The following is a 21,151-nucleotide window of genomic DNA, read 5'->3' as shown; positions in this document are numbered from 1 at the left end:
GTGACGTGACCCTGACGTCGATGGATGACGTGTCGACCTGGCATCCCGATCGACGCCCCTGGGGAGTCGGCGACGTCGTCGCCCTCTTGGTCTGGAGCCTCGCGATCGCGGTTTTTTTCTGGGACGCCGTCAGCCTCCAGAAGGCCTTGTTTTACTTCGACATCACCGAAATCAATTTCCCCTACCGCGACTTCTTCGCTCGCGAGCTGCGGGCCGGCCGGTTCTCACGATGGTGTCCGGGCCTCTATTGCGGATTCCCACTCTACAGCGAGAGCCAGGCGGGCTACCTCCACCCCCTGAAATACCTCCTCTATCCCTGGCTGCCAACCTGGCAAGCCTTCAACCTCGACACGATCCTCTCGATCTGGCTGACCGGGATCGGCACCTACGGATGGCTGAGACGGCACGTCGGCGCGGCGGGAGCCCTGGCCGGAGCGGGGGTGTTCGGGCTCGGGGGGTTCGTGTGGGCGCACCTGATCCACACGAGCATGATCAATTCACTCATAAGCGTCCCGTTCATCGTCTGGGCGCTTGAAGTCGCCTGGGAACGCGGACGTTGGTGGCCGATCGTTCTGGGGGCACTGGCATTGGCTTGCCAGGTCTTCTCGGGGCACATGCAAGACACGATCCTCACCTCCGAGTTGATCGCCCTCTACGGCTTGTATCGCGCGGCGACCGAGTCGACTCGGCGATCACGGTTGGCAGCGCTCGGAATGGCGATGGGCTTGATCGCGCTCGCCGGGGCGATCGCGTCGGTGCAAGGTCTGCCCTCGAAGGAGCTGCACAGCCGCTCGCCCCGTTCCAAGGGACTAACCTGGGAGGAGCTGACCTACGGCTCGTGGCATCCCGAACTCTTGCCGACCTTGATCGTTCGCGAAGCCTACGGGACCGTCTCACGAGACACCGACTGGATGGATGGCTTCTACCCCTATCACGAGATGAATGCGTATCTGGGCGCGATCGCCCTGGCACTGGCGGTGCTCGGTGGAGCCGCCTATCGCGATCGCTGGGTGGGGTTCTGGGTCATCCTGGCGGGCCTCGGCAGCATTCTGATGCTCGGCCGGTTCACATTCCTCTTCGACTTCGCCCACCGGATCCCGATCATCGGGAGCGGGCGGATCCCGGTGCGCTATCATCTCTGGGTCTCGCTCGCGGTGGCGGCACTCACGGCGGTCGGCGTTGACCGGCTCTCCAGGCCGGGGACTGTTCGCCTCCGCCCCGCGCTTCTGACCATCGGAATCATGGTGGCCATCTCGATCCCGATTCTGATCTACGCATACACCCCGGTCTGGTCCCAGCCGAATCGTTGGAGGTATCCCTACCACCTCGCGCGTTTCGACTGGCTGGGCAGCCAGATTCGCTTCGGAGTGCTCCGAACGTCCATCCTGGTTGCCATCGCCTGGGCCGTGGCTGCCACGGCCGCGCGAGCCAGTTCTCCGATGCTAAGGTCGCGACTGGTCGCGATCCTGCCGGTCCTGATTCTCGCCGACCTATTGGGCGCCCATTTCTCCGATGTCCCCACCATCACCCCACGGTATTGGACCGATCCTCCAGAAAGTGCGCGACGGCTCAAGGCGGACCCCGAATTCGTCCGCCTCTTCGGTTTCGCCAAGCGCGCGTCCAACGAGCCGGGTTATGCCTCGGAACCGGTCGATTTCCTCTCGGTCCGGGATACGCTCGACTGGAGCCTTCCCCCGGTCTGGGACCTGGCGACGGCCCGTGGCGAAACGCCCATGCTCCCAAGGCGCCTGCTCGAGTTCACCGATCATGTGCTCCCGGGCGATGGTCGATTTGACCTTCAGGCAGTCACCCACCTCGTCACGGGCATGGCGAACATCAAAGGCTGGGGCAAGGGAGTTCCGGCCGGTTCCGCCTTCATTTACCGCAACCAGACCGCCTTGCCGCGCGCGAGGATGATCGGGAAACCCATTTACGTCGAGTCAGAGACCGCGGCCATCGCGGCACTCGACCGGTTCAAACCGACGCTCCGCGACCAACTGGTGGTCGAGGATCCGACACAACCCCTCCCCGTTGATACCATGGTGACGGGGACGGCCACAATCACCCGGGAACTCCCCGAACGAGTCGAGATCAAGACGGAGTCGACAGGCCCCGCCTACTTGGTGCTTGCCGACACTTTTGATCCGGGCTGGTCAGCCACGGTCGACGGCCGTGAGGTTCCCATTCGTCCTGCCTACGTGGCTTTCCGCGCGGTGTTCGTCCCTGCCGGAACCCACACGGTTCTGTTTCGCTATCGGCCCGCCGGATTCACGCTCGGCCTCACGATCACAGGCCTCGGCACGCTCGTGGGGGTGGCGCTCCTGATCTGGAAACGGCGCCTGGTTCTCGACACCGAGCACAAGACTCTGGACTGGCCCCGCGGATGGCCGATCGCGGGAATGGCCCTGCTCTTGCTGATCGTCCTTCTCTCGGCGTTTGAGGTCGACGACGGAAAGCGTCCGGTCATTCACTCTCGCTGGGCTCGGAGCTTCCATCGCTTCACCTGGGGAGCCGGAATTGAAGCGATCAACCCACCTCGAGGGAAAGATGAAGTGGCCCCACGGTTCGGGGCGCCTCAACCCTGAGCCAGCGTCGAGTCGGCCCGAGAAGACTCGTTCGGGGAATCGATCAGAATGATCGAAGCGAGCGACCGACAGGAGCGCGTGTCGCGCTGCCGATTCAGCGACCCAGCTTCGGAGAACCACGGTCTCGCCCCGAATCCAATGGCGGGAATCGTGGCCAGGAAACTAGCGCAAAGATCAGAGGTCGCGAGCGAGTGAAGTGAAACACCCCGGTGAGAGCCGGGGCGACCGAAATGGCTGGATAAGGTCATCGGGGCGTTGTTCGTCGAAGGTGTTCGTTCAACGGCGATGCGCCGCAAGAGGTTCCACTCGTGGCCCGCTGAAACTAGTCGGGGAGGTTCCGAGTCGTGAAGGACTTCTCGTTGAAATCCGATAACCATGATTGTCGGCCACTTCACCCCCAAGGCCCACTTGGCCGGATCTAGGAACGCCGCGCAAGAGGAACGTCGAGATGCGCAAGCGAGCTTACCGACCTGAGGTCCCCGGTTGCCTGGAAGGTCGAGCGCTGTTATCGGGGGTTGCGGGACTGCCAGCCAATCCTGTTGTTCTCTCGCAGAGCCATTTCTTCAAGATCGCCGAACGAGTCCGGTTGGGCTTTCAGTTGTATGGCCGGGACCGCCGCGATATTGCCAGTATTACGGATCATATCCGGGACGTGTCCGTGTGGATCCCCTTCGCACGGGTGGATGGCCTGGGCCCATCGATCGACCGGATCTTGGGCAGGATGCAGCACGACGTCTCCGCCCACGTCCCTGGTGCCGTCCGGTCGGCCCGCAGCGACGTGCTCGCCGTGATCCGTGCGAGCGTGGAGGCCCGGGTCCAGGCCGGAGAAGTCGTCGTGCGCTGATTGCCCACCCTCACTCGGGCCAAGCGGGGAACCTAACCCATATTGTCCCTAGAACACGTCGATGCTGCACTTTCCGCAACTTGATGCATTCGGATAGCAGCCGATCAATGGCACTCCTGGCCTTTATCATGCGTCGGCCTGCGGCGTCCTACCCGCACTCTCGGGCGGCCCGAATCTCCCGGGCCGACTACTGGATTCGATCTGCTGGCGCAACTGTCAGATCACGTGATGAAGCTCGTCTTGATTGCACCAGTACTTGGCAATCGTCCCGGCTTCTTCGTATCCGCTCAAATTGAAGCCATGCTCGATATCGTTGTACCAGATGACCTGACAACCGATGACGCCCACGACCCAGAATCCGCCTCCCAAGCCGCCCCAGGGATGCTGGCACCATTTCACGGGCGGTATGCGCACCAAGTCCCAAAGCAGTCGCTCGCCGTCCTCCATCTGGGCGAGCGAAGTAGCGATCTGGTCCGACAGTTCTTCGAGTGAGATGGGGGACCACATCGCGACGCCTGAAGAGGGTTGAGTAAACGGGGGCCGGCCCGACCGGGACGATGGCGGTTACCAAGCCAGCCAGACACCCCGCGGAGTCGGCCCGGTGACATCTTCTCACCCACTACCCGTCCCTTGCCAGAGGTTCTCCCGGATCGCCGCCGCCCTTGACCGCCGCTCCGCCCCGAGGCTCACTCTGTTGCGAACTGGTGGCCAGGCGGAATGCTGGCCAGGCACCTAATGAGGGGAAAGCAGGAAATCTAGGCAATCCGCCAACGCCAGAGACTGACTGCCTAGTCTTCCCGCAGGGAAATGGTGGCCAGGCACCTAATAAAGGAAAAACAGGAAACCTGGGCAATCCGCCAACGCCAGAGGCCGACTACCCAACCCTACTAAAACTCCCAGACCCCCAAAGAAAGTGCATGGCTGCTAAATTTCACATCATTGGCGTCAAGAACACCACCAGTGTTGGTTTTGCCACTGAGTGTGATATCGGTACCGGCTCTGTTGGCACCGAGGTCCGAAACATACTGGTGTGTGGCTTGATTGGGGGTATAGCTGAACTTGACTAGGCAGGCTTCGATCGTGTCCGAATCCCAGTCGATTTCTTTGTTCCAGAGCGATTCTTTGGCTTTTGCGAAAACGAAGTTTGCCAATATAGACTCCTATGAATGAACGATGCCTTATCTAGTTGTCTCAGCGCAAAAAGAGAGCCGAGTCACACAACTCGGCTCTCCATGCAAAGGTAAATTGGACTTTTCTGTCAGACACTCCATACAGGACAAAAGACTTGCAAATTCTTTTATAGCTTTAGAAGACTTTCGAGTTTGGAGAGCGACCTCTTATTGGGGTCGCTCTCTTTTTTGGTACCCTGAGTACAAGAAAAAACCCTCAGACAACGAGTCTGAGGGTCGGAGTTATGAATGAAAGATCAGATTAATATAGTGTCGTTGTCGCGAATTTCGCGATCAACTTCGAGACTGACCACTCTTGCCGATAAGGCTTCGACCACTGAGGCGACCTCGGTCAATAGATAGGTTGTCGAGTCCTGGGCAGCCACCAGGAAATCGACAGAGTTCTCGATTCGTCTCGTGGTCGCTCGAAGCACTTCGAGGACTTCGAGAATTTGCGAGAAGTTCAAACCGACCTCAAGCCCTCGGAAGGTTGGTAGCCAGTACTGGGACTGGGGTAAGATCTCGGGAGACTGGGGGTAGTTCCTGAGGCTTGGCAGGCTCGACAGGATTACAGAGGGCATTGATTGCCCTCTCGGCAAATCGAAGTTTCGAGTTGAAAGCCGAAGGGTCTATGGGAAAGTGATCTGCAAGTGCGTTGATCAATGCCATGGGGTTAGTCCTCTGAGGGGTCGTTTAAGGTAGGTAGTCACCTCCAATGAAAAAACCCCTCAGACAATGAGTCTGAGGGGTTGGCTACAACTGTAACTTTCTTGACAACTTAATGGAGTGATATCATCGCCAATTCTTGATCAACTCCAAAACAAATTTCAATTCTTTCGTTTCCTTCTCTGCAATGACTTTTGTAAGACCGCTTGAATATTCCCGCAAAATGTAAATCCCATGGGTGCATTCAGCGCCAAGGTGGTACCAACCGAGGTCGAGGATATTCCCGTTTGCCAATTCGATCTGAACCAAATCCTCGTCAAAGGCATCTGGGTACAATTCGTTGAAGAACAGGGTTGATCCTGGTGGCAGAGTCAGTTCGATCGGGTCAGGGTAGTTTGCCATGGGTACTCCAATGTGTTGTGGGCTACGCCCATCGAAATAGTCGAGAGGGGTGGAATACACCCCCTCGACTTTCAGGGAGGGGGAGACATGGCCAGGCACCTTCGACTCGGTAAGACAGGAAGCCTAATAGATCTACAAGATCATGCCATGTGGATTTCCCGCATCACTATGAACAACCGATCACCTCCTCCGTAAATTCGCCATACCGAGGAGGGTTCCACGATGTCTACCCCACGCTCGTAACTCGTCGACGAAGCCGTCACACCGTGGTATCACTGCATCTCACGTTGCGTCCGACGCGCCCGGCTCTGCGGCGACGACTGCGCACACCGCAAGAACTGGATCATCACGCGGCTACGAGAGCTCGTCGAACTCTTTGCCATCCATTGCGGCGGATTTGCCGTCATGGACAATCACCTCCACCTGCTCCTGCGGCTCGATTCCGACTGTGCTCGAGCGTGGTCGGATGCGGAATGGTGGCCAGGCACCTAATGAGGGAAAAGCAGGAAACCTGGGCAATACGCCAACGCCAGAGGCCGACTACCCGATCTTACTGAAACTCCCGGACACCCCAAAGGAAGTGCCTGGCTCCTCAATAGGCCCTGGCTGCCCAATCGGCCCCGGGGAAGCGATCAGAATGATCCGAGCGAGTGACTGGCAGGAGCGAGTGTCGCGACGCCGATCCAGCGAAGCAGCTTCGGAGAACCACGGGCTCGACCCGAATCCAAGAGAATTCCTGGCGAGCCGGCCTGATCGCGCCGTGAGCTGGCGGAGAGCGGAATGGTGGCCAGGCACCTAATGAGGGAAAGGCCCGGAATGGTGGCCAGGCACCTAATGAGGGAAAAACAGGAAACCTGGGCAATACGCCAACGCCAGAGGCCGAGCACCCAACCTTTACTGAAACTCCCAGACATCCCAAAGCAAGTGCCTGGCTGCTCCTGGATCCCCCACCGCCGAAGCGATCACGGGCTTGCGACTCGGCTTGGCGGACCACCTGGCCGGGAGGGTGACGATGCCGGGGCAACGACTTCGGGTTCGCCGTGCCGCCGACGGGGCGACCCGGATCACCCGCCGGTCGGAGGACGAAGTGGTGCATTGGCCGGTCAGCTCGTGGCCACACACCGTGGCGGATGTGCTCGCGGGTGGCGTTGAAGGCTACCACAGGCGCGTCACCATATGGGCGGAGTCGATCCTCCGTACGCTGGACGAGGTATGTGCCTGAGACGACCATCAGTGGCCGTGCACTTTAATTGCGGAATGGTGGCCAGGCACCTAATAATGGGAATAATGGTGGCCAGGCACCTAATGAGGGAAAAGCAGGAAACCTGGGCAATACGCCAACGCCAGAGGCCGACTACCCAACCTTACTGAAACTCCCGGACACCCCAAAGCAAGTGCCTGGCTGCTCCTCGATCCTAATTGCGGAATGGTGGCCAGGCACCTAATGAGGGGAATAATGGTGGCCAGGCACCTAATGAGGGAAAAGCAGGAAACCTGGGCAATACGCCAACGCCAGAGGCTGACTACCCGATCTTACTGAGACTCCCAGACATCCCAAAGCTAGTGCCAAGCTGCTCCTCGCTCCTCGACTGAGCCCCCGGCTGCACCTCGGGGGTGCCTGGCTGCTCAATCGGCCCCGGGGAAGCGATCAGCAATGTTCCGAGCGAGCGACTGACAGGAGCGCGTGTTGCGCCGCCGATCCAGCGAAGCAGCTTCGGAGAACCACGGGCTCGACCCGAATCCAAGAGAATTCCTGGCGAGCCGGCCTGATCGCGCCGTGAGCTGGCGGAATCATAGGCGGAAGCCTATCCTACAAGACTCGTTCTTACAGTCGTAAGCAGGCTCAACGCTCCTCAAAAACACGTCTGTCCTCCGAAATGGTGGCGCTGTTCGCGATCCAAGCGGTGAGGGGGGATTGCATTCTGAACGGCCATCGCCTAGATTATGAACCTTCCAGCGTAGGAATATTCCAAGAACGGCTTTGATGACAAAGCCAAGCGGTTTTGGGGCGTGCGATGGCGATCACGAAGGAGAAGAAGACGGAGATCATCGGGTCGTTCAGCCGGGGTGAGGCCGACACGGGGTCGCCCGAGGTGCAAATTGCCCTCCTGACGGCCCGGATCAACGATTTGACCGATCACTTCAAGAGTCATGCAAAGGACCATGCCAGCCGCCGCGGGCTGCTGATGATGGTCTCGAAGCGGTCGAGCCTGCTCAAGTACCTGAGGCTCCACAATCGCAAGAGCTACCTTGAAGTCATCGGACGTTTGGGCATCCGCAAGTAACCGGCCGTTGGTGACGACCTGCCTCGGCCGACCCTTCCTCTCGGCTCAGGGACCACCCTCTCCGGGCGCTTCCCTCTAGTCGGGCGCTTCGGATTGCCGTGGCCTCTTCCTCTCCCGGATCTCCCGGGGCATCCATCCGAATTGAGGCTCCTACGCCCGGTCCTGCAGAGGACCGGTGCGTATGGCCGCCTTCCCACTCCTCGACCGCTACAGAACGAACGTATGTAGGTGCAGTCCATGTCAACCTCGTCTTTCGCAACGCGGAAGCCTGTCACCGTCGAACGTATGATCGGTGACAAACGGCTCACTATTGAGACCGGCCGCCTCGCCAAGCAGGCCAGCGGCGCGGTTGTCGTCCGGGTCGGCGACACAATGACTCTCGTCGCGACCGTTGCCGGCCCCGGCCGCGAAGGTCTCGACTTTTTCCCGCTAACGGTCGACTACCGGGAAAAAGTTTATGCCGCGGGAAAGTTCCCCGGTGGCTTCATCAAGCGTGAAGGCCGACCGACCACCAAAGAAATTCTCACCTCTCGACTGATCGATCGCCCGATCCGTCCGCTCTTCTCCGACTCCTACCGCGACGAGGTTCAGATCCAGGCGGGTCCGATCTCCTCGGACCGAGTGAACGACGCGGACGTCCTCTCGATGATCGGCGCCTCGGCCTCGCTGGTCCTGGCCCGACTCCCCTTCCTCGGCCCCATCGGCTCTGTGCGACTGGCGCGAGTTGACGGGAAGTTGATCCCGCTGCCGACCGTCGACGAACTCGCCGAAAGCGATCTCGACCTGGTCGTCGCGAGCACCGAGCACCGGATCGTGATGATCGAAGGGTTCAGCGATGAACTGCCCGAGCCCGAGATGCTCGAGGCCATCATGACGGCCCACCGAATCAATCAGGATATTATTGCACTCCAGCACGAGCTCGTCGCAGCTTGTGGGCTTCCTCCGTTCGAGCCGCAGGTGGCGCCGGAAGACCCGCTTCGACGAACGCTCTACGACCGATTCGGTCGCGAACTCCGCGACCTCAAGCAGATCCACGGCAAGGCGGACCGAAACAACGCCACGAAGGATCTCCTCAAGCGGATCACCACCGAGTTTTGCCCGGAAGACAAGTCGGGCCACGTGACCCCCGCCCAGGTGAAGGGGGCCTTCTCCGCAGTAGAAGAGCGGGTCGTCCGCGAGTTGATTCTTGACGGCAAACGGCCGGACGGCCGTGGCCCCCGCGACCTCCGACCGATCCATTGCGAGGTCGGCGTCCTCCCCCGAGCCCACGGCTCGGCCATCTTCCAGCGGGGCGAAACCCAGGCCCTGGTGACCACGGTACTCGGAACCTCCGCCGACGAGCAGCGCGTCGACGGCATCATGGACGAGTACAGCAAGAAGTTCATGCTCGACTACAATATGCCCTCCTTTGCGGTGGGCGAGGTCCGTCCGATTCGCGGCCCCGGCCGTCGCGAGATCGGCCACGGGGCCCTGGCCGAGCGTTCCGTCGCTCCGATCCTGCCCGGTTCGACGCGATTCCCGTACACGATTCGCGTCGTGTCCGACATCCTCGAATCGAACGGCTCGAGCTCGATGGCCTCCGTTTGCGGAGCGACCCTTAGCCTCATGGACGCCGGTGTCCCGATCAGCGACCCGGTCGGCGGGATTTCGATCGGCCTGGTCGAAGACGAGGCCTCCGGTCGATTCGTCCTCCTCACCGACATCATCGGTGACGAAGATCACTTCGGCGATATGGACTTCAAGGTTGCCGGCACCCAGCGCGGCGTGACCGGAATCCAGCTCGACCTGAAGAATGCAGGGATTACCGAGGAGATCGTCAAGGCGACCCTCGAGCAGGCCCACGAAGCCCGACTCGAGATTCTCCGGGCCATGCTCCGTTCGATCAAGCGGCCGCGTGAAGAGATCTCGAACAACGCGCCTCGCCTGATCCAGATTCAGATCAATCCCGAGAAGATCGGCTTGATCATCGGCCCCGGAGGCAAGACGATCCGTCGTCTCCAGGACGAGACCGGTGCCAAGATCGACATCGAGGACAGCGGAATCGTCACCCTCTCCAGCAGCACGGCGGAAGGGGCGGAGGCCGCTCGCGACAAGATCCAGGCGATGACCGAAGGGGTGCAAGTCGGCCGGATCTACGAAGGCCGAGTCACCTCGATCAAGGACTTCGGCGCCTTCGTCGAGATCCTGCCCGGCAAAGACGGCCTGGTACACATCAGCGAGCTGTCCGACGGTTACGTCAGCAGTGTGACTGACATCTGCCGGGTCGGCGACCCGATGCTGGTCAAAGCCATCTCGGTCGATGACCAGGATCGCGTCAAACTCTCGCGCAAGGCCGCGCTGGCCGAACGCGGTGAAGTTGATGAGTATGCCAAGGCCCATCCGGCCGGCGACCGACCGCAGGGCGGTGGTGGGGGCGGGGACCGTGGTCCCGGTGGTCCTCCTCGTCGCGACTTCGGCGGCGGTCGTGGTGGCCCCGGTGGTGGTGGCGGTGGTTTCGGTGGCGATCGCGGACCGCGCCGCGACTAAAGCCTCATTTTTCTAGTTGGCAACCACGGGACCGGCTCCCCCTTTGATGGGGAGCCGGTCCTGTTCCGCCAATAACGACTGGCCGTCGTTCCTCGATCAATACACGCATCTCGCCTGGCGTTTACGCCCAGGCCGGCCGTGCGACTCTTCGGTAGACGAAAGGGCGGCCCCCCCATTGTGATGCCGATCGTCTGCTGTGTGCCTCGAGTTCCGTGTTGGGAACCCATGCGGGAAAGCCTTGGAGTGTGGCTCACGGGTTCCGAGTTCGGACCATTGGCACCGGGACTTCCCTCTCGATTGGGCTCAAATCGGCCTGGTTGAGATATGGCTCTTGGTAGCGGGCATCGCCGATGGACAAACACAGCCTCGATACTCCGACGGACAACGATCCCCAAGATTCGTTCGCGGCCACCATCGCCAGCGATATCGACGAGCACGAGATCAATCGCAGGCTCCGCGCTCAATACGCCGAGATCGCCGAACTCGCGGGCGGCCTGGCTCATGAGATCCGGAACCCACTCTCCACGCTCTCGTTGAACCTCGACCTGCTCGCTGAAGACTTCCAGAATCCGGAGACCCCGCGCGATCGCCGCGTGCTTCAGAAGGTTGAGCGGCTGCGTCGCGAGAGCCAGAGGCTGCAAGACATTCTCGAGAACTTCCTGCGCTTCGCCCGCGTCCAGGAGCTGGATACCAAGCCGACCGACCTCAACGTGGTCGTCGACGATATGCGCGACTTCCTTGAGCCTCAGGCCACGACGAAGGGGATCGTGTTCCGAACCCAGTACACGCTCAACCTCCCGCTCGTGCCTCTCGATACCGAGTTGTTCAAACAGGCACTCTTGAACCTGATCCTCAATGCTGAACAAGCCATGCCTGACGGCGGCGAGCTCATGATGAGGACGCGTCGTGAGGGGCGCTGGAACATCTTGGATGTCACGGACACCGGGGTCGGCATGAGCGATGAAGTTCGTTCGCGTGTCTTCGACGCGTTCTTCTCGACCAGGGCCAGTGGAAGCGGTCTTGGTCTCCCCACCACCCGGAAGATTGTCGAGGCGCACGGCGGCAGCCTCCACGTGCAGAGCGTGGCCGGCAAGGGGTCTCAGTTCACGGTTCGTTTGCCCAATATTGATCCGGATCCCGAGCAGAGCTAAGGTCTGATGGATCAGCAAATTCGCGTTCTTGTGGTCGATGACGACGAGCCCCACGCCGAGGCCGTGGCCGAAAGCCTCGAGCGCGTCGGCTATGAATGCGTCGTCGCCAACAGTGGGCGCGAGGGGCTCCGGCTGATCGAAGAGCAGTCGTTCGATATCATCGTGACCGACCTCATCATGGACGGCGTCGGCGGGCTCGAAGTCCTTGGCAAAGCCAAGCGCGAGCTGCCTGACGCCGAGGTCGTCATTCTCACCGGCCACAGCACCATCAAGACAGCCGTCACCGCAATGCAGGCGGGGGCAACCACGTATCTGACCAAGCCGCTCGACATCAGCGAACTGCGAACCGTGGCCGACAAGGTCTCGCAGACTCAGCGCCTCGCACGGTCGAACCTGGAACTTCAGCGTCAGCTTAATGAGCGGTTCGGCTTCGAGGGAGTCATCGGTAATTCCCCTTCGATGCACACGGTTGTCGCCCGCCTCCGCCAGATTGCCCCCACCTCCGCCACCGTCTTGATTACGGGCGAGAGTGGCACCGGTAAGGAGCTTGTCGCCAAGGCGCTCCACAACAACAGTCCCAGACGCTACAAGCCATTCGTCCCCCTCAACTGTGCGGCACTCAGCGATAACATCCTGGAGAGTGAGCTCTTTGGGCATGTTCGAGGAGCCTTCACAGGGGCGGACCGCGAGCGTAAGGGCTGGTTCGAGCACGCCAACGGGGGCACCTTGTTCCTTGATGAGGTCGGTGACATTCCGCTCTCGACTCAGGTCAAGCTGCTCCGAGCCATCGAGTCAGGTGAAATTGTCAAAGTCGGCACCAATGAACCTTTGAAAGTGAACGTCCGACTGATCTCGGCGACCAACCGTGACCTGACCGAGGCGATCAATTCCGGTGCATTTCGCCAGGACCTCTACCATCGCCTCAAAGTGGTCAGTGTGAAGCTCTCTCCGCTCCGGCAGCGGCGCGAAGACATTCCGCTTCTGATCGAGTTCTTCCTCAAGGAATTCACCTCGTCGCACGGCAAGACGGTTACTTCCATCACCCCGGCCACGCGTAAGGCCTTGATGAGTCACCCGTGGCCCGGCAACGTTCGCGAGTTGAAGAACACGATCGAGAGCATGGTCGTGATTGACTACGACGGTGTCCTCGATATCGATGACCTGACCGAAGATATCCAGGCCGCCGCGACGACCGTCGGCGAAGCAACCGGCAGCGGCCAGCTCAGTCTGGTCGGTCGCTCCCTCGAGCAAATCGAGAAGTACTACATCGCCGAAACGCTGAAAATGACCAGCGGAAACCGAGAAGAGGCTGCGAAACTCCTCGGAATCGGCGAGCGGACCCTCTACCGCAAACTCAAAGAATACGAGATCGGCTAACCTCAATCGGCCATGTCCTGCTCGTGTGGGTAGGATTTACCATCTTAACCCTTGCTTTGGCAAGGAGATAGGGATGGCGGGCCGTGCCAACCCCACGGGAAAAATCGGATTATGACCGCCGATTTATCGTGAATCATTGATCAATTCATAACGAGTTAGGCGAAGTGTTACGATCCGGAAAGTGATCGGATAACTGCCGTCTCGCACATGCCGATGGCCTCTTGGGCGGTGCCACCTCCCTGGTTTTCTGGCAAGCCCTTTCCGCGGAACATCTCCGGCGGCTTCACTCGAAGTTTCTGTACGAAAGACCAGAGGTTATAATCTCGTAAAGAGTCTTTCGGGGGAGTGATGTCATGGGGATCATCCGGCAGTTGTCGGCGGCAGTCATCAATCAGATCGCGGCGGGCGAGGTCGTGGAGCGACCGGCGAGCGTCGTCAAGGAACTCCTCGAGAACGCGATCGATGCCGGGGCGTCACGAATCGACGTGGCGGTGGAGCGGGGGGGGAAGGACCTGATCCGGATCGCGGACAACGGGCGCGGCATTGCGGCGGATGACCTGCCGCTGGCCTTCATGCCACACGCCACGAGCAAGCTGGCCGAGGCGGATGACCTGTTTCGGATCGCGACCCTCGGGTTTCGCGGCGAAGCCCTCGCGGCGATCGCCGAGGTTTCCAAGGTCCGTTGCCAGACCCGTCAGGCCGACTCGCCGGAGGGGTCCGAGATCTCCATCGACGCGGGCGTTGCCAGTCCGATCCGCTCGTGCGGCTGCCCCCCGGGCACGGTCTTCGAGGTCCGTAACCTCTTCGCCAATACGCCAGTCCGACGGACGTTCCTCAAGTCCGATTCGACCGAGGCAGGGCACGTCGCCGAGATTTTTTCAAGGGTCGCCCTGGCGCACCCGACCATTCACCTCACGTTCCGGTCGGCGGGAAAGCTTGTTCACGACCTCCCCGCAGTCACCGGAATCAACGAGCGGATCGCCGTCTTCTTCGGGAGAGAGTTGGCCGACTCGCTCCTCTGGATCGAGAGCCGGATCGACGACATCCATCTCTGGGGTTATGTCGCCCACCCCTCGCAGAGTCGGTCGAGTGCCAAGGGGCAGTTCCTCTTCGTGGGCGGACGCTATGTTCGTGACCGATCCCTGGCCCATGCGCTGGCGGAGGCTTACCGGGGCTTATTAATGGTCGGGCGAAGCCCGGTCGCCTTCCTGCACCTCGACATTCCCCCCGACCAGGTCGATGTCAACGTCCACCCCACCAAGGTGGAAGTCCGATTCCGCGACGGCCAGCGGATCTACAGTCAGCTCCTCGCGACCGTCCGCCAGACGTTCCTCGCCAGCGATCTGCACTCGCGTCTCCAGGCGAATGCGGAAGCCGCCTCGTCGGTCTACTCTTCCTCCGAACAACCGCCCCGGAGTGAGCCAACGTCTCGGTTCTCGAACGCCGACCCGGCCCAGGCCCGCCAGGAAGTGGCATCCTGGTTCGCTCCCGCCCCGTCGAGCAGTCCCCCCCAATTCAAAGCGTTCCCGTCCCCAGGCTATGCCGGCGGACCGGTCGCGCCTCCGTCGTGGAGCCAATCGCTGCCGTCGAGTCCGCCGCAAGCGTCCGAGTCACCCTTCGACGAGTTCACCAACCATTCGGCACAGGTGAGCGAAAAGCCGGTTGAAGTTCCGCCGTTAGCTGACCATGAGGAAGCTGCGAGTAGCAGCGGCGTTGGTCTCCTTCCCGACCTTCCGCTCAAAGCATTTCAGGTCCATGATAGCTACCTCGTCGCCGAGACGGATGACGGGATGATGGTCATCGACCAGCACGCTTTGCATGAACGGATTCTCTATGAAGAACTGAAGCGACGGGTGGAGCGGGGGGGGGTCGAATCGCAACGACTACTCGTTCCCGAACCGGTCGATTTGCCGGGCGAAGAGGCGTCGCTCATCCTCGAACAGCGTGACTTGCTCAAGACCCTCGGCCTCGAGATCGAACCGTTCGGCGGTGACACTGTGCTGATCCATGGCACTCCCGCCATGCTTTCCGGGGTCGCTCCCGAGCGGCTCCTCCGCGATCTCGCCGAACACTTTGCCACCAAACCCTTGCCACCGACCGCCGACGCCATCCTGGCTGATCTCTTGAACATGATCGCATGTAAAGCTGCTGTGAAGGCCGGTCAGCGACTGACGCCCGACGAAGTGCAAGCGCTACTCGAACGGCGTCACCTCGTCTCGGATTCCCATCATTGCCCCCATGGCCGTCCGACCGCCCTGATCTTCACGAAGTCGGAGTTGGAGCGTCAGTTCGGGCGGGTCTGATCGGCCGAAGCACGACGGGGAGAACGGCTCCGGGGAGTGGATCGTGCGTGAGCCACTTTCATGCCGCCCTCTTTCGTGAAGGCCTGCTCGCGCCGTACAATTTGGGTCGATTCGACAAACACTTGGCCGCCGTAAGCCGGGTTGTGCCTGGGAGTCCGACGATGATTTGCGTCACACTGGGGCGAGGCCGTCACGCTTCGCTCGCTGAGGAGTGGAAAGAGGCCGCCGCCGCCGGCGTCGAGCTGGTGGAGTTGCGCCTGGATTGCTTACGACGCGAGCCGGACCTCAAGCGGATCCTGGCCAATCGGCCGACCCCTCTCGTCTTCACCATTCGCCGCGGCGTCGATGGCGGGATCTGGAGGGGGAGCGAGGATCGTCGCCAGCAACTGCTGCGCGAGGCAATCGCGCTCGGCGTTGATTATGTCGACCTCGAGATGGATATCGCGCCCAAGATTCGTCGGTTCGGCAAGACCAAGCGGATCATCTCCTATCACAACTTGAAGAAAACCCCGACGGAATTGGTCGAGATCGCCGAACAGTGCGACGAGATGGACGCCGACGTGGTCAAGATTGCCACGAAGGCTGAGTGCCTGGCCGATGCGCTACGCGTTCTGAATCTCGGAACTCGAGCGCACGTGCCGACGGTCACGATCGGGATGGGGGAGATCGGCTTCTTCACCCGCATCCTGGGGGCCAAGTACAAGGCACCGTTCACCTACGCAGGCATCAATCCCGAGCGGACGTTTGCGCCGGGGATGCCCACCTTTCAGGTGCTCAAGAATGACTATGCTTACGACATGATCAATGCGGAGACCGAGGTTTACGCCGTCATCGGCGACCCGATCGAGCAAAGTCTCAGCCCCGCGATCCACAACGCCGCGTTCCGACACCTCGGCCTGAACAAAGTCATGGTGCCCTTGCTAATTCCCGCGGGGACGCTCGAGTCATCGCTCAAAGAACTCGAGGTCTTAGACATAAAAGGGTTCAGCGTCACGATTCCGCACAAGGAAGACCTGGTCAAGCTCCTTGACCAAAAGGATGGGGCGGTCGAACGAACTGGTTCGTGCAATACCCTCGTGTTTCAAAAAGGGAAGAAGATCGGCCACAACACCGACTACCGGGCGGCGATGTCCACGCTCGAAGCGGGCATGGGAGGGCTTAAAGAGGACGGCACCAGCCCGTTGATGGACAAGCAAGTCCTGATTCTCGGGGCAGGGGGAGTGGCCCGCTCGATCGGCTTCGGACTCTCTCGACGCGGGGCGAGCGTCACCATCACCAATCGACACGACGCCCGCGCCACGAAACTGGCCGAAGAAGTTGGGTGCCGCACGGTCTCCTGGGCGCAGCGGGCGAGTACGCTGGCCGAGATCGTGGTGAATTGCACCCCGGTCGGCATGCACCCGGACGTCGACGACACTCCAGTTCCGCCCGCGACCTTCAATAAACCAGGCATGGTTGCGTTCGACACGATCTATCACCCCGAAAACACGATGTTCCTGAAACTCGCTAAAGAGCGAGAGTGCATCCCGATCAACGGGGTGGATATGTTCGTGGGCCAGGCGGCCGAGCAATTCAAGCTTTATACGGGGATGGACGCGCCCAATGACGTCATGCGGTCCGCGCTAAAGCGTAAACTTGGACCGATCCGTTTATGAGGGACAATCGTTCACAACGTCAAGGTCTCGCCTTGGTCGGGCTTCGAGGGACCGGAAAGTCGTCAGTTGGGCGAATTTTAGCCGATCGACTGGGCCGCCCGTTCGCGGATGCCGATGTCGAATTGGAAGCCAGTTCCGGCCGATCGATTCCGTCGATCTTCGCGGAACTGGGCGAGCCCTGCTTTCGCGACTGGGAAGAACGGATACTCGGTGAGTTGACCGCGAGGCCCGACCTGATCCTGGCGACCGGCGGCGGCGTGGTTCTCCGCGAGTCGAACAGGAAACGGCTGCGAGAGTTTGGCCTCGTGGTTTGGCTAACGGCCGATCCCGCTTTGCTCGCGGATCGGTTGCTGGCGAATCCAAGGGGGTTAGCTCATCGTCCCGCGCTCACGTCGGCCGGCACGATCGCGGAACTGGCTGACGTTCTCCAAGCCCGTGCTCCGTTGTATCGCGAAGTCGCCGATCTCGTCATCGAGACCGGAGGCCGCACGACTCGTCAGGTGGTCGAAGCCATCCTTGACGAATGGCACAACCGGGGCGGACAATTATCCTGATGGATCATCCTCTTTTTGTGCAAAGGCTGCTGACTTGCCCACGACGTTGCCGCTACTCCTGTTGATGGGAACCTGGCTGTTCGCACTCGGCTCCGTCGTCGGCAGCTTTCTCAACGTCTGTATCTACCGGATTCCCTGGCAAAAGAGCGTGATCTGGCCTGCGTCGCATTGTCCCAAATGCTGGAGCGCGATCGCGGCCCGTGACAACGTGCCGATCTTCGGGTGGCTCGTCCTGGGCGGTAAGTGTCGGACCTGCCGCAATCCGATCGCAATTCGCTACCCCCTGATCGAAGCCCTGGTCGGTACCTTGTTCGTGGCGATCTTCATCGTCGACGTGGTTCATGGACGACGGGTTTGGCAGGGAGAACTGCCCAGTTGGCTCTTTGCCACATGGTTCTACCACGCCATCCTGATCGCGCTCCTGGTCGCCAGCACGTTCATCGATTACGACCTCTACATCATCCCCGACGCGATCACCGTGACCGGAATGATCGTGGGGGTGGCGTTGGGAACCGCCTATCCCTGGATCCGCCCGGAACCTTCGACGGCCCTGACCGCTTGGGGCGGGTTCTGGACCGGAGTGGCCGGGCTCCTGGTCGGGGCATGCTTGACCGGGGCGGTTCGTCTCCTCGGCTCGCTGGCGGTCGGGCGCGAGGCGATGGGCCTGGGCGACGTGACCCTGATGGCGATGATCGGCGCGTTCCTGGGCTGGCAGGCAGCGGTCCTCGCCTTCTTCATCGGCCCTTTCTTTGGGCTGGCCCATGCCCTGGGAAAACTCGTCAAATACGTGGCGAAACGGCTGAGTGGGGCGAAATCTTCAAGTGCCGACCGCGAAATTCCTTTTGGGCCCTATTTGAGCATGGGAGCGGTTGCACTGGTTCTCTCGTGGCCCTGGCTCTGGGATGGCTGGGCAAAAGACCTCTTCCACACACTCTTCGTGCTATTTTTGTGGGTGACGATGGGTGTGGAGGGATAATCGAGTGGGTCCGCCCCAACTGAGGAGAGTCTCGCTGGAGGCGATCACATGGCATATCTCTACAAACGCCGCAGGCCTTCGATCGTCCGGAACTTCTGGGTTTACCGCCGCCTGATCGCTCTGGCGATGGTGCTCGGATTGATGCTCTGGTTCATCTGGGCCAATAACGAACCGGTCACCGTCGCGTTTCCATTCCGGCTGGGTAGCCTTTCGAGTTCCTTGGGACTCGTGATCCTGCTCAGTGCCCTGGTGGGAGCCATCGTGGCCGCCCTGACCATGACCCTGGTCTACACCGTCAAACGCAGGAAATCGCTCCGGCTTCGTGGCGAGGACGAAGGATCGAATATCCCCGACGATCGTCCACCCGCGGATTATGCCGCCAAGACAACCGAAGGTTTCTCAGAGTCGAAGTGGTCGTGAACGAGTCGATTTCAAATCGGCATCCCCTCGCGCCGAGATCGGCCAGGTATCGTCATGTGGTTCGGCCAAGCCCCAAAACTTGTGACTCTCGTGGCTGTGACCGGCCTGCTGACCGGCTGCGCTCAGACCGGCACCGGCATCACATTGCCGCGCCGGACATCAATGGGGACGCTCAAAACGAGCCTCAGCCATCTCGAGTATGAGAACCAGCAACTCCGCAAAGAAGTGGCCCAGCTCAAAACCGACACTCGTGACATCGAAAATCGCCTCGTTCTCGAAGAGACCGATAACGGCGATCTCCGGGCCAGGCTAAACGATGCTCGGCATCAGTTGAGCCAGCGCGGAATCGACTTTGACGCTCAGTCGACGACCACAACGAGCCGCGACCTCGACGGCGAATCCGACACCGGGACCAGGATTCCCGTGGGGCAATCGAACCGCAAGCGACGCAAACCGCCGTTCACGCAAATTCCCGGTGGAATTGGGACCATTCCGCGGATCGACCTCAATGATGACGAGCGCGTAATCAATCCCGAGCCGTCGCAACACGATGAGTTCGGTCCGCAAAGCGGCCTGAACGACCCGGACCGCTGGCTCCCCATTGCGCACGGAACAACCGCCTCGGACACCAAGAAGAAGGTTCGCTGAACCTCGACGCGTGTTGTCGGTCTTGTTCTTTGGGTGTTACCATCGGTCTTTGTCGACAACCAACCCGAAGAGCACTTTCGAACGAAATGATCGTCATCATCGATTACGGGATGGGCAACCTGAGGAGCGTTCAGAAAGCGCTCGAGGCGGTTGGCCACGCCGCGGAGATCAGCTCCGACCCGGACCAAGTGCGACGCGCCTCCAAGGTCATCCTGCCGGGGGTCGGAGCGTTTACCGACGCCGTCTCCGAACTCCGTCGCACCGGACTCGGCGACGCATTTCGCGAGGCCGCCCAGGCTGGAAAACCCTGCCTGGGCGTCTGCCTGGGCCTGCAACTTCTCTTCGATGTGAGCGAAGAGGATGGAATCCATGAGGGGCTCGGGATCATCCCCGGCCGCATCGTGCGGTTCGCATCGGCGCCCGGGCTGAAAATCCCACACATGGGCTGGAACACGCTCCGAGTTCGCCGGCCGGCGCCGTTGCTCAAGGGACTTGAATCCGACCCTTCGGTCTACTTCGTCCACTCGTACTACGCCGTTCCCGACCGCCCCGAGGACATCGCGGCCGAGGCCGATTACCCGACCCCGTTCACGGCCATGATCTGGCGCGACAACGTGATGGCCTGCCAGTTCCATCCGGAAAAGAGCCAGCGTGTCGGTCTGGCGATGTACGCAAATTTTGCGGCAATCTGAAAGCGATCCCTATCGTTGGCTCCCCCGGAGAAGGTTCTTGCGAGCCCCTCCGGGCACGGCTACATTGAACGTGTTGAAGGCTTGATGAGGCCCTGGTAACGATCATGCAAGTGATCCCGGCCATTGACCTGCGAGGGGGGAACTGCGTTCGCCTCAAGCAGGGTGACTATAACCAAGAGACCGTGTTCGGTAATGATCCCGCGGCCATGGCCGCGCATTGGGAGGCGGAAGGAGCGACCAGACTTCACCTGGTCGACCTCGACGGTGCGAAGGCGGGTCGCCCCGTCAACGTCGAGGCCGTTCGCAGTATCCTGAAACGACTCACGATCCCCTGTCAGCTCGGCGGGGGGGTCCGGGATGAATCGACGATTGCCGTCTGGCTCGAGGCCGGACTGGAACGAGTCATCGTGGGGACCCAGGCACTCAAAGACCCGGCATGGTTCCGGGCGATGGCGCTCAAGTACCCCCAGCGGTTGGTCCTCGGCCTCGACGCCCGAAACGGGCAGGTCGCGACCGGTGGCTGGCTCGACGTGTCTTCGGTCGAGGCCACGGCCTTGGCCGAGCAGTTCGACGATCTGCCACTCGGCGGAGTCGTCTATACCGACATCGCGTGTGACGGCATGCTCGACGGGCCAAACCTGGCCGCGACCGAGGCGCTCGCCCTACGCTTGAAGACCCCGGTGATCGCATCGGGGGGTGTCGGTCGTCTGGAGGATCTGGCGCAGCTGGCGGCCTTGCCAATCGCGGCATGCATCGTCGGGCGCGCCCTGTACGACGGTCGTTTCCGGCTTCGCGAAGCTCGGGAGCGGGCTGGCGACCACTCTTCAACACCCTAGGCGGCCGGCCCGCTTCGGCTCGTCCTTTCTCACGGGTGGCTTGGTCGTCGGTCCCAAGGCGG

Annotated in this window: 19 protein-coding genes; 15 read left to right on the top strand and 4 right to left on the bottom strand. The window is 61.0% G+C overall.

Features of this window, described 5'->3' with window-relative positions; translation table 11 throughout:
- Positions 1–5 precede the first annotated feature (5 nt).
- Positions 6–2,585 (top strand): YfhO family protein, encoded by a 2,580-nt coding sequence (locus V5E97_RS32900; RefSeq protein ID WP_406695769.1) that lies wholly within the window; start codon positions 6–8, stop codon positions 2,583–2,585.
- A 448-nt stretch (positions 2,586–3,033) separates the two neighbouring features.
- Positions 3,034–3,429 carry a hypothetical protein gene (locus V5E97_RS32895; protein WP_406695768.1) on the top strand — a complete coding sequence of 132 codons (396 nt, stop codon included), beginning with the start codon at positions 3,034–3,036 and terminating at the stop codon, positions 3,427–3,429.
- A gap of 216 nt (positions 3,430–3,645) precedes the next feature.
- Here the strand turns inward: V5E97_RS32895 and V5E97_RS32890 are convergent, their stop codons facing one another.
- From V5E97_RS32890 to V5E97_RS32875, 4 genes are all read right to left on the bottom strand, one after another.
- Positions 3,646–3,936, bottom strand: a complete 291-nt coding sequence (locus V5E97_RS32890) for a hypothetical protein (RefSeq protein ID WP_406695767.1) — start codon at positions 3,934–3,936, stop codon at positions 3,646–3,648.
- A gap of 380 nt (positions 3,937–4,316) precedes the next feature.
- Complete coding sequence (locus V5E97_RS32885; protein WP_406695766.1) at positions 4,317–4,580, bottom strand: hypothetical protein; 264 nt, start codon at positions 4,578–4,580, stop codon at positions 4,317–4,319.
- Positions 4,581–4,855: 275 nt separating this feature from the next.
- On the bottom strand, positions 4,856–5,179 hold the full coding sequence (locus tag V5E97_RS32880) for a hypothetical protein (RefSeq protein ID WP_406695765.1): 324 nt from the start codon (positions 5,177–5,179) through the stop codon (positions 4,856–4,858).
- Between the two features lie 211 nt (positions 5,180–5,390).
- Positions 5,391–5,666: a hypothetical protein gene (locus V5E97_RS32875; protein WP_406695764.1), complete on the bottom strand. Its 276-nt coding sequence runs from the start codon at positions 5,664–5,666 to the stop codon at positions 5,391–5,393.
- Between the two features lie 1,006 nt (positions 5,667–6,672).
- On the opposite strand from V5E97_RS32875, the gene V5E97_RS32870 reads away from it, so the two are divergent.
- The 13 genes from V5E97_RS32870 (at position 6,673) to hisA (ending at position 21,089) form a co-directional block, all read left to right on the top strand.
- Positions 6,673–6,888, top strand: coding sequence for a hypothetical protein (locus V5E97_RS32870; RefSeq protein WP_406701255.1), 216 nt, complete (start codon positions 6,673–6,675; stop codon positions 6,886–6,888).
- Between the two features lie 793 nt (positions 6,889–7,681).
- Positions 7,682–7,951: a 30S ribosomal protein S15 gene (gene rpsO, locus V5E97_RS32865; protein WP_015246082.1), complete on the top strand. Its 270-nt coding sequence runs from the start codon at positions 7,682–7,684 to the stop codon at positions 7,949–7,951.
- Positions 7,952–8,188: 237 nt separating this feature from the next.
- Positions 8,189–10,477: a polyribonucleotide nucleotidyltransferase gene (pnp, locus tag V5E97_RS32860; protein ID WP_406695763.1), complete on the top strand. Its 2,289-nt coding sequence runs from the start codon at positions 8,189–8,191 to the stop codon at positions 10,475–10,477.
- A 350-nt stretch (positions 10,478–10,827) separates the two neighbouring features.
- The gene (locus tag V5E97_RS32855) at positions 10,828–11,628 is read left to right on the top strand and encodes a two-component system sensor histidine kinase NtrB (RefSeq protein ID WP_406695762.1); all 801 of its coding nucleotides are present in this window, start codon (positions 10,828–10,830) and stop codon (positions 11,626–11,628) included.
- A 6-nt stretch (positions 11,629–11,634) separates the two neighbouring features.
- A complete protein-coding gene (locus V5E97_RS32850; RefSeq protein WP_406695761.1) occupies positions 11,635–13,005 on the top strand; it encodes a sigma-54-dependent transcriptional regulator in 1,371 nt (456 codons plus the stop codon).
- A 353-nt stretch (positions 13,006–13,358) separates the two neighbouring features.
- Positions 13,359–15,308: a DNA mismatch repair endonuclease MutL gene (mutL, locus tag V5E97_RS32845; RefSeq protein WP_406695760.1), complete on the top strand. Its 1,950-nt coding sequence runs from the start codon at positions 13,359–13,361 to the stop codon at positions 15,306–15,308.
- A gap of 161 nt (positions 15,309–15,469) precedes the next feature.
- The gene (gene aroE / locus V5E97_RS32840; RefSeq protein ID WP_406695759.1) at positions 15,470–16,963 is read left to right on the top strand and encodes a shikimate dehydrogenase; all 1,494 of its coding nucleotides are present in this window, start codon (positions 15,470–15,472) and stop codon (positions 16,961–16,963) included.
- A complete protein-coding gene (locus V5E97_RS32835) occupies positions 16,960–17,517 on the top strand; it encodes a shikimate kinase (RefSeq protein ID WP_406695758.1) in 558 nt (185 codons plus the stop codon). The genes aroE and V5E97_RS32835 overlap by 4 nt, the downstream gene beginning before the upstream one ends.
- Before the next feature lie 34 nt (positions 17,518–17,551).
- On the top strand, positions 17,552–18,493 hold the full coding sequence (locus V5E97_RS32830) for a prepilin peptidase (protein ID WP_406695757.1): 942 nt from the start codon (positions 17,552–17,554) through the stop codon (positions 18,491–18,493).
- Positions 18,494–18,541: 48 nt separating this feature from the next.
- Complete coding sequence (locus V5E97_RS32825) at positions 18,542–18,913, top strand: lipopolysaccharide assembly protein LapA domain-containing protein (RefSeq protein ID WP_406695756.1); 372 nt, start codon at positions 18,542–18,544, stop codon at positions 18,911–18,913.
- A 54-nt stretch (positions 18,914–18,967) separates the two neighbouring features.
- Positions 18,968–19,561, top strand: coding sequence for a hypothetical protein (locus V5E97_RS32820; protein ID WP_406695755.1), 594 nt, complete (start codon positions 18,968–18,970; stop codon positions 19,559–19,561).
- Between the two features lie 86 nt (positions 19,562–19,647).
- A complete protein-coding gene (hisH, locus tag V5E97_RS32815) occupies positions 19,648–20,253 on the top strand; it encodes an imidazole glycerol phosphate synthase subunit HisH (protein WP_406695754.1) in 606 nt (201 codons plus the stop codon).
- A 104-nt stretch (positions 20,254–20,357) separates the two neighbouring features.
- The gene (gene hisA, locus V5E97_RS32810; RefSeq protein WP_406695753.1) at positions 20,358–21,089 is read left to right on the top strand and encodes a 1-(5-phosphoribosyl)-5-[(5-phosphoribosylamino)methylideneamino]imidazole-4-carboxamide isomerase; all 732 of its coding nucleotides are present in this window, start codon (positions 20,358–20,360) and stop codon (positions 21,087–21,089) included.
- Positions 21,090–21,151: the final 62 nt, after the last annotated feature.

Source organism: Singulisphaera photorubra, assembly GCF_045290345.1.
Taxonomy (GTDB): Bacteria; Planctomycetota; Planctomycetia; order Isosphaerales; family Isosphaeraceae; genus Singulisphaera.
This window is presented reverse-complemented; position numbering and strand designations above follow the sequence as displayed.

Coding starts and splice junctions, on each gene's coding strand:
- mutL (WP_406695760.1), top strand. CDS start 13,359: ATGGGGATCATCCGGCAGTTGTCGGCGGCAGTCATCAATCAGATCGCG.
- V5E97_RS32850 (WP_406695761.1), top strand. CDS start 11,635: ATGGATCAGCAAATTCGCGTTCTTGTGGTCGATGACGACGAGCCCCAC.
- hisH (WP_406695754.1), top strand. CDS start 19,648: ATGATCGTCATCATCGATTACGGGATGGGCAACCTGAGGAGCGTTCAG.
- V5E97_RS32890 (WP_406695767.1), bottom strand. CDS start 3,936: ATGTGGTCCCCCATCTCACTCGAAGAACTGTCGGACCAGATCGCTACT.
- V5E97_RS32820 (WP_406695755.1), top strand. CDS start 18,968: ATGTGGTTCGGCCAAGCCCCAAAACTTGTGACTCTCGTGGCTGTGACC.
- V5E97_RS32895 (WP_406695768.1), top strand. CDS start 3,034: ATGCGCAAGCGAGCTTACCGACCTGAGGTCCCCGGTTGCCTGGAAGGT.
- hisA (WP_406695753.1), top strand. CDS start 20,358: ATGCAAGTGATCCCGGCCATTGACCTGCGAGGGGGGAACTGCGTTCGC.
- aroE (WP_406695759.1), top strand. CDS start 15,470: ATGATTTGCGTCACACTGGGGCGAGGCCGTCACGCTTCGCTCGCTGAG.
- pnp (WP_406695763.1), top strand. CDS start 8,189: ATGTCAACCTCGTCTTTCGCAACGCGGAAGCCTGTCACCGTCGAACGT.
- V5E97_RS32880 (WP_406695765.1), bottom strand. CDS start 5,179: ATGCCCTCTGTAATCCTGTCGAGCCTGCCAAGCCTCAGGAACTACCCC.
- V5E97_RS32825 (WP_406695756.1), top strand. CDS start 18,542: ATGGCATATCTCTACAAACGCCGCAGGCCTTCGATCGTCCGGAACTTC.
- V5E97_RS32855 (WP_406695762.1), top strand. CDS start 10,828: ATGGACAAACACAGCCTCGATACTCCGACGGACAACGATCCCCAAGAT.
- V5E97_RS32875 (WP_406695764.1), bottom strand. CDS start 5,666: ATGGCAAACTACCCTGACCCGATCGAACTGACTCTGCCACCAGGATCA.
- V5E97_RS32835 (WP_406695758.1), top strand. CDS start 16,960: ATGAGGGACAATCGTTCACAACGTCAAGGTCTCGCCTTGGTCGGGCTT.
- rpsO (WP_015246082.1), top strand. CDS start 7,682: ATGGCGATCACGAAGGAGAAGAAGACGGAGATCATCGGGTCGTTCAGC.